This window comes from Amycolatopsis sp. NPDC004772 (genome assembly GCF_053601215.1).
On record NZ_JBSGBK010000163.1, the window covers coordinates 1 to 7,726 of the forward strand.

Sequence of the window (7,726 nt, forward strand, 5' to 3'; positions counted from 1 at the left end):
TCTTGCCCCCCCCCAACTCCCGGCGGGTGGCGCTCCCCCCCCTGTGGGCGGCCTGGCCCATCTTCTCACCCAGCCCGCTCTGTCGTTTGTGGTAAGGCGGGTTAGAACCCGCCTTACCACTCACGACATGGTGACCACAGCGGTGCGCAGGCTGTTTCGCAGGGCGTCCACCAGGGCGTCGAGCCCGCCCGGGCCGGCCGTGCCGAAGACGTGGTAGTCCGGCCGCACCAGCACCGACGTCGCCCCGAACCGGGCCAGGAACGGCCGGTAGACGTCGTCGACGTCCACCCCCTCGTCGAGCCGGACGACGTGCGTCCCCAGCTCGGCGAGGAAGTCCGAGCCGGCCGCCTCGGTGGTCAGCAGCACGAAACCCCGGCCGGCGACGTCGTCGAACAGCCCGGTCGCCGCGCCCACCCGCACCCGGCCCTGCGGCACCACCACACCCGCACCCGGGCTGTCGTGGAGCAGCCCGCCGGTCAGCGGTTTCGCCGGTTCCGGCCGGCCCGCCGGCTTGCCGCGGCGGTTGGCCAGCACGGTCGCGTCCCGCTCGGCGGCCGCCGCCGGGTCCGTCACGCAGATGACCCGGCCCAGCTGCACCGACGCCAGGATGGCCTCCCGGGCCTGCTCCCGGCGCTCGTCCCCGTAACTGTCCAAAAGGGACTCCGAGGCCAGGCCGCGGAGCGTGAGGTCGAGCTTCCACGCCAGGTTGGTGACGTCGCGGATGCCGGAGCACATGCCTTGCCCGGCGAACGGCGGCATCAGGTGCGCCGCGTCGCCGGCGAGCAGGACGTGCCCCACCCGCCACCGGTCGGCCCACCGCGCCTGGAAGATGTAGGTGGTGCTGCGCAGCAGGGTGGCGGTCTCGGGCGTGACGCCGTAGGGGGCCATCAGCCGCCACGCCGTCTCGTCCTTGTTCAGCTCGGCCGCGCTTTCGCCCGGCAGGCGCATGAATTCCCAGCGACGGCGGCCGGGCCCGCTGCCCACCAGCGTCGTGGGCCGCGCCGGGTCGCAGATCTGCACGTTCGTCGGGACGAACTCCCGCGGCTCGGTCAGCTGGACGTCGCAGAGCAGCCACTCGTACGAGAAGCCGAGGTCGGTCACCGGCACGTCGAGGTGCTCACGCACGAAGCTGTTGGCGCCGTCGCAGCCCACGACCCACCGCGCCGAGATGGTCCGTGACACCTCGTCGGCGTCGGTCGCGGTCACCTGGACCAGCGCGTCGCCGTCGGCGATGGCCACGACTTCGTGCCCGCGCAGCACGGTGATCCCGGGCAGGTCCCGGACCCGCGCCGCGATGAGCTCCTCCAGCGCCGGCTGGTGCATGGTGTTCGCGTCCGGCCAGCCGTAGCGACCTTCGGTGGTGAAGGCGATGTCCAGCAGCGCCTGCCCGTCGGCGGTCTGCCACTGGTAGCCGTTGGCCGGTGCGGTGATCCGCCCGAGGTCCGGGCCGATGCCGGTGGCGGCCAGCAGCCGCGCGGTCTCGCCGTCGAAACTGGTCGCCCGCGGCAGCTGGTACGGCCGGGGCCGGCGCTCGAGCACCGTCACCCGCCAGCCGCGCTGGGCCAGCAGCACCGACAGGGTGGCGCCGATCGGGCCGTTGCCGACGATGACGACGTCCGTGTCCGTCACGAGCACCTCACAGGTCGCGGGTCAGGCGGGCCAGCCGTTCGCGCAGGCAGCCGACGCGCTGCGGCAGCGACGGATCGCCTTCGGGCCAGCCCAGGTCGATGCCCACCCGGCCGCCGAACGTGCTCAGCACGTAGCCGCCGAGCGCGATGGTCTCCCGCATCCGGGACGCCGAGTGCAGGTTGGTCAGCCGCAGGCCGTCCGGGGTGCGCATCGGCGGGGCGACGCCCCAGTTCATGATGCTGACCACGGCGAGCGCGAGCTTCGGGTCCCACGGCTTGGTGGCGGCGGGCTTGCTGAACATGTCCAGGATGCTGCGCTGCACGGACCCGTCGGCCAGGCCGGCCCGCAGCTGCTCGCCGATGGCCCGGCCGATCGAGACGGCGTCGTGCGCGATCCCGTCCGTCACCTGGAAGGCGACCCCGCCGAGCACGTTGGTGCCCTCGGTCGCGCCGACCGGCGGGGTCAGCCTGCCGCGCAGGTTCACCGAGTACCGGTAGACGAGGTCGGTCAGCGGCATGTCGCGCAGCTCGGCCTCGGCGAGCAGGACCGCGCCCGACACCAGGCCGTTGATCGTCACCTTCTCGCGGTGGCCGAGGTTCGCCAGCGCCGTCGATTCGGCTTCGGTCAGCCGGTGCTGGACGACGTGGCGGACGACCGGGTCCGGCCGGCTCGCCGCCGGTGGCGGGGCCAGCGGGGTCGCCGGGCCGCTCGAGTGGATGCCGCGGTCGGCCAGCAGGTCTTCCAGCGACCGCGGGTACGGCTGCCGGCCCAGGTCGAGCGGCACGCCTTCGACGACGTCGGTGTAGCTGGACCACAGGGCCGCGAGGATCGCGGTGGCGTGGTGGGCGTCGGCGACGCTGTGCTGGATCGCCAGGCAGACGCTGGCTTCCTCGCCGTCGCGGACGACGTTGAGCGCGCTCAGCGAGCGGCTCTGGTCGAGGTCCAAGCCCGCCAGTGGCCGGGACGGGTCGCCGTCGGCGAACCGGACCTCCGGCTGCGCGTCCGACTCCGTCAGCACCGCGCCCTCGCCGGTGAACTCCACCCGGGCCGAGAGCTGGGGGTAGGCGCGGCAGACCGCGGCGAACGCCGTGGTCAGCGCCTCGGGGTCGAGCCGCCCTTCGGCGCGCACGGTGTAGCCGATGTAGGCCTCCCGGGCGGCGTGAACGCTCTCGCTGGGCGCCAGCGCCCGCCGGACCGCGGCTCGGGTCACGAAGTCCTCCCGGTGGATCCGGTCAGCGCGGGGCCGGCCAGCTTCTCCGTCACCGTGGCGATGATCGGCGCGGCCTGGTCGACCAGGAAGAAGTGCCCGCCCGGCAGCACCCGCAGGTCCGCCGGCCCGGTGGTGTGCTCTTCCCAGGCCCGGGCCTCCTCGACCGACACCCGCGGATCGCGGTCGCCGGTGAACACCGTGACCGGGCAGTCCAGCCGGCGCCCGGGTTCGTGCCGGTAGGTCTCGACCGCGCGGTAGTCGCTGCGGATCGCGGGCAGGACCATGGCGAGCAGTTCGGGGTCGGCCAGCATGGCCGCGTCGGACCCGCCGAGCTTCCGCAGCTCGGCGACGAGCCGGTCGTCGGACACCCCGCGGAAGTCGTCGTCGCGGTAGCGCGAGGGCGCCCGCCGCCCGGACGCGAACAGGTGCACCGGCGCGGGCAGCCCGGCGTCGGTCATCCGCAACGCCACCTCGTAGCCGATGATCGCGCCCATGCTGTGCCCGAACAGGGCCAGCGGCCGGTCGTCGACCGAGCGCAGCACCTCCAGCAGCCGGTTCGTCAGCCCGCCGATGCTGTCGACGGGCGGCTCGTGGCGCCGGTCCTGACGGCCCGGGTACTGGACCGCCAGGACCTCCACCGCGGGAGCGAGGGCCTTGGCGAGCGGGAAGAAGAAGCTGGCCGAACCACCGGCGTGCGGCAGGCACACGAGCCGTGCCCGCGCGTCCGGGGCCCGCTCGAAACGGCGCAACCACTTCTCGGTGTCTGGTCGGTGCACGGCGGTGCTGCCTTTCGGGCTAAACGAGCTTCAGGGGGAGCGTCTTGGTCCGGGTGAACGCCGGCCGCAGGATCCACGGGATCTCTTCGCGCGGCACCGCGAGGGCCAGGTCCGGGAACCGGGTGAACAGCCCGTGCAGCGCCACCTCGGCCTCCTGGTAGGCCAGGTGCTGGCCCAGGCAGCGGTGGATGCCCTTGCCGAAGGACAGGTGCATCTCGTTGGTGACGCTCAGCCGGTCGACGATCAGCTTGTCCGGCTCGTCGAACTTGCGCGGGTCGGTGTTGGCGGCCAGCAGCAGCGGCGCGACCGGCGTCCCCCGCGGGATCGTGACGCCGCCGAGCTCGACGTCCTCCGACGGGAACCGCGCCTGCGTGAACTGGAGCGGGCCCAGCCGCTGCAGCTCGCGCACGGCCTGCGCCCACAGCTCCGGCTCGGCCTTCAGCCGCGCGAGCTGGTCGGGGTGCTCGAGCAGGAACAGCACCGAGTTCCCGATCAGGTAGGTCGTCGTCTGGTGCCCGGCGGTGACCAGGCTGAACAGGATCCCGACGATCTCGTCGTCGGACACCCGGCCCGGGTCCTCGGCCTGGGCCTGCACGAGCGCGGTGACCAGGTCGTCCTGCGGTTCGACGCGCCGGCGGGCCATCAGCTCCCGCGAGAGGGCGATGCAGTGGCGCAGCGCGGGCGGGATGTTCGGCGCGTCCATGGTCGCCATGGCGTTGCCCCAGGCGTGCCAGGCGGCGCGGTCGGGCTCGTCGATGCCGACCAGTTCGCAGATGACCGTGACCGGCAGCGGGAAGCAGAACTCCTCGACGATGTCGACCGGCGAGCCGTCCTTGCCCTGCTCCGCCATCTTGTCGAGCAGGTCCTCGGTGATCTTCTCGACGCGCGGGCGCAGCGCGTTGACCCGGCGCGCGGTCAGCGCGTACGAGACCAGCTTGCGCAGCCGCGTGTGGTCCTCGCCGTCGGCGGTGTTGAGCTTGTTCGCCATCCACGGGATGAGGTCTTCGGGGAAGTTCATCGCCTTGAAGACGCCGTCGCGGATGTCGGCCAGCGGCGAGTCTTCCGGCGGGTTGGTGAGGAAGCGCGGGTCGGTGAGGACCGTGAGGACGTCCTCGTAGCGGGTGGCCAGCCACATGTCCGGCCCGCCCATCATGGTGCCGAGGTTCAGCGTCCCGGTGTGGGGCAACGGCTCCTCGCGCAACCGCGCGTACCAGCCGAACGGGTCGGCGACCACTTCCGGTGAGAAGAGGTCGACCGGCTTGGCCGAAGGCTTGGCGGTGGCGGTCATGGCCATCCCTTCCTGGTGCCGACGCGGGCGGTCCCGCTCGCGTGCGCGGCGGGCCCGGATTCGGACGGTAGGGAAGGGCGGCCCGGTTGAGCATCCCCCAACCTGACAGTGCTGCGGTCCCACGTCCTTTGTGGACGGTCGGGGTGCGCCGCGATGCTATCAGAACGAGGGATGCCCGGCCGGCCCGGCCTCACCTACTCTCGCCCAAGACCTTGCAGGCCAGGCGTTGATCGACACGCGGTCACGCGAAACGATGCTTAGGGGTACTGGTGACGAAGCCGACTCCGAACGAGATTGGCCAGGGCTACGACGCTTTCGCGGACCTGCTCGACCAGCTCTGGGGCGAAAATCTGCACCACGGGTACTGGGACGACGAGTCCGCGACGCTCGAAGAGGCCACCACCCGGCTGACCGACCGGCTGTCCGCGATGCTGCCGCTGCGGGCGGGCGACCGCCTGCTCGACATCGGCTGCGGCAACGGCGAGCCGGCGATCCGGATGGCCGTCGCGAACGACGTCATGGTCACCGGCATCTCGATCAGCGAGAAGCAGGTGGAACGCGCGAACGACCGCGCGTACAAGGCCGACGTGGACGACCGGGTCGTCTTCGAGTACGCCGACGCGATGGAACTGCCCTACGAGGACGGCTCGTTCGACCTCGTCTGGGCGCTGGAGTCGCTGCACCACATGCCGGACCGCTGGCACGTGATCCGCCAGGCGGCCCGCGTGCTGCGGCCGGGCGGGCGCCTGGCGCTCGGCGACTTCCTGCTCGTGCCGGGTCCCGCCGGACTGGAGGCCGACCGCGAGCGCGTCGCCGAGGTCGGCAAGGGCGTGGTGTCGGTCGTCTCGCTCGAGGAGTACCAGGCCCACCTGCGCGAAGCCGGCCTCGAGCCCGAATCGGCCGAGGACGTCAGCGAGTTCACCCGGCCGTCGTGGGCCAAGGCGGCGGAGCGGTTCGAGGCGCTGCGGGAGCAGGCGCTGCAGCACATCGAGGCCGCGCAGTTCGAGGTGACGCTCGGCCGGTTCCGCGCCTTCAGCGACGAGCCGTCGCTCGGCTACGTCCTGCTGACCGCGCGCAAGCCCGAGTGAGGAAGCCCGAAACCATGCAGATGACCGAAGAGAACCTCCGCGGCCTGTTCGGCCGGATGACGGGGGACGAGAAGCACGGGTGGGCCGCGGCGTCGACGTTGCACGCGATCTGGGTGCTCTACGAACGCGTGCTCAACGTGTCGCCGTCGAACATCGACGACCCCGACCGCGACCGGTTCTACCTCTCCAAGGGCCACGGCCCGATGGCCTACTACGCGGTGCTTGCCGCGAAGGGCTTCCTCGAGCCGGAGACGCTGGACACCTGGCGGCAGTGGGATTCGCCGCTGGGCATGCACCCAGACCGCAACCTGGCGCCCGGGGTGGAGATCAGCAGCGGCTCCCTCGGCCACGGCCTCCCGCTCGGCGTCGGAACCGCGCTCGGGCTGCGCGCCCAGGGCCGCGACGCCCGCGTGTTCGTCCTGATGGGCGACGGCGAGTTCGACGAGGGCAGCAACCACGAGACGATGTCCATCGCCGGCCGGCTCGGGCTCGACCGCCTCACCGCGATCGTCATCGACAACAAGACGGCCAGCCTCGGCTGGCCGGGTGGCATCGCCGCGCGCTTCGAGCTGGAGGGCTGGGCCGCGACCACGGTCGACGGCCGCGACCACGACGCGCTGGAGAAGGCGCTGACCGGGGAGACCGACGGGCGGCCGCGCGCCGTCGTCGCGGAGATCCTCCCGATCGAGGAAGGGGCCGGCGCATGACCGCCCAGGTGACCAGGAAGCAGATGCGGACGGTCTTCGCCGAGACGGTGATCGAGTCCCTCGCCACGGACCCGCGGGTGGTCATGCTGACCGCGGACATCTCGTCGTGGTTCTTCTGGGACGTGAAGAAGGAGTACCCGGACCGCGTCCTCAACTTCGGCATCCGCGAGCAGGCGATGATCGACATCGCCGGCGGCTTCGCGCTCGCCGGTCAGCGGCCGGTGGTGCACACGTACGCGCCGTTCCTGGTCGAGCGGCCGTTCGAGCAGATCAAGATCGGCCTCGGCCACCAGGACGTCGGTGCGGTCCTGGTCAGCGTGGGCGCGTCCTACGACGACCCGTCGTGGGGCCGCACCCACCAGGCACCGGGCGACGTGGCCCTGCTGGACACGCTGCCCGGCTGGACGGTGCACGTGCCGGGCCACGAGGACGAGGTCGCTCCGCTGCTGGCCAAGGCCATCGCCGGCGACAACCGGGTCTACGTCCGGCTGTCCGAGCGCGCGAACACCGAGTCGGTGCCGGTGTCGGCCGAGTTCACGGTGCTGCGCCAGGGCGGCAAGGGCGTCGTCATCGCCGTCGGCCCGGTGCTGGACCAGGTCCTGGCCGCCACGGCCACGGCGGACGTCACGGTGCTGTACGCCTCGACGATCCGCCCGTTCGACCACGCGGGCCTCCGCGCGGCGGTGAACGCGGCGGCCCCGAACGTGGTCCTGGTCGAGCCGTACCTGCGCGGGACGTCGGCGTTCGAGGTGACCGAAGCGCTGGCCGACGTGCCCCACCGCCTGAGGTCGTTCGGAACGTGGCGCGACCGCGAGGCCCGCGTCTACGGAACGGCCGAGGAACACGACCGCCTGTTCGGCGTCGACGCCGAATCCCTGGCGGCTTCGATCGCCCGTTTCGTCGGCTGACGCTTACGGCGAGCGGAACCGGCCGGCTCCCCGCATTCGGCGTTGAGGGCGAAGATCCAGGCCATGGCCGCTACCCCGTTCCGTGGGTCAACCGGTGACCGTGAGGTAGATGAGCACCAG

Annotated in this window: 7 protein-coding genes; 3 read left to right on the plus strand and 4 right to left on the minus strand. The window is 72.2% G+C overall.

Features of this window, described 5'->3' with window-relative positions; all coding sequences use genetic code 11:
- Positions 1-120: 120 nt before the first annotated feature.
- The 4 genes from mhpA to ACWEF6_RS42520 are packed head-to-tail and all read right to left on the minus strand — an operon-like array spanning position 121 to position 4,909.
- Positions 121-1,629 carry a bifunctional 3-(3-hydroxy-phenyl)propionate/3-hydroxycinnamic acid hydroxylase MhpA gene (gene mhpA, locus ACWEF6_RS42505; RefSeq protein ID WP_449688136.1) on the minus strand — a complete coding sequence of 503 codons (1,509 nt, stop codon included), beginning with the start codon at positions 1,627-1,629 and terminating at the stop codon, positions 121-123.
- A gap of 7 nt (positions 1,630-1,636) precedes the next feature.
- Positions 1,637-2,839 carry a phthiocerol/phthiodiolone dimycocerosyl transferase family protein gene (locus tag ACWEF6_RS42510; RefSeq protein WP_449688137.1) on the minus strand — a complete coding sequence of 401 codons (1,203 nt, stop codon included), beginning with the start codon at positions 2,837-2,839 and terminating at the stop codon, positions 1,637-1,639.
- On the minus strand, positions 2,836-3,588 hold the full coding sequence (locus ACWEF6_RS42515) for a thioesterase II family protein (RefSeq protein ID WP_449688141.1): 753 nt from the start codon (positions 3,586-3,588) through the stop codon (positions 2,836-2,838). The genes ACWEF6_RS42510 and ACWEF6_RS42515 overlap by 4 nt, the downstream gene beginning before the upstream one ends.
- 46 nt (positions 3,589-3,634) lie before the next feature.
- A complete protein-coding gene (locus tag ACWEF6_RS42520; protein ID WP_310967731.1) occupies positions 3,635-4,909 on the minus strand; it encodes a cytochrome P450 family protein in 1,275 nt (424 codons plus the stop codon).
- A 263-nt stretch (positions 4,910-5,172) separates the two neighbouring features.
- On the opposite strand from ACWEF6_RS42520, the gene ACWEF6_RS42525 reads away from it, so the two are divergent.
- Genes ACWEF6_RS42525 through ACWEF6_RS42535 form a run of 3 tightly spaced genes read left to right on the plus strand, consistent with a single transcriptional unit; the run spans position 5,173 to position 7,606 of the window.
- Entirely contained in the window at positions 5,173-5,991 is an 819-nt protein-coding gene (locus tag ACWEF6_RS42525; RefSeq protein WP_449688138.1) for an SAM-dependent methyltransferase, read from the plus strand.
- A gap of 14 nt (positions 5,992-6,005) precedes the next feature.
- Positions 6,006-6,698, plus strand: coding sequence for a thiamine pyrophosphate-dependent enzyme (locus tag ACWEF6_RS42530; protein ID WP_449688139.1), 693 nt, complete (start codon positions 6,006-6,008; stop codon positions 6,696-6,698).
- Positions 6,695-7,606, plus strand: coding sequence for a transketolase family protein (locus ACWEF6_RS42535; RefSeq protein ID WP_449688140.1), 912 nt, complete (start codon positions 6,695-6,697; stop codon positions 7,604-7,606). The genes ACWEF6_RS42530 and ACWEF6_RS42535 overlap by 4 nt, the downstream gene beginning before the upstream one ends.
- The last annotated feature ends 120 nt before the right edge of the window (positions 7,607-7,726 follow it).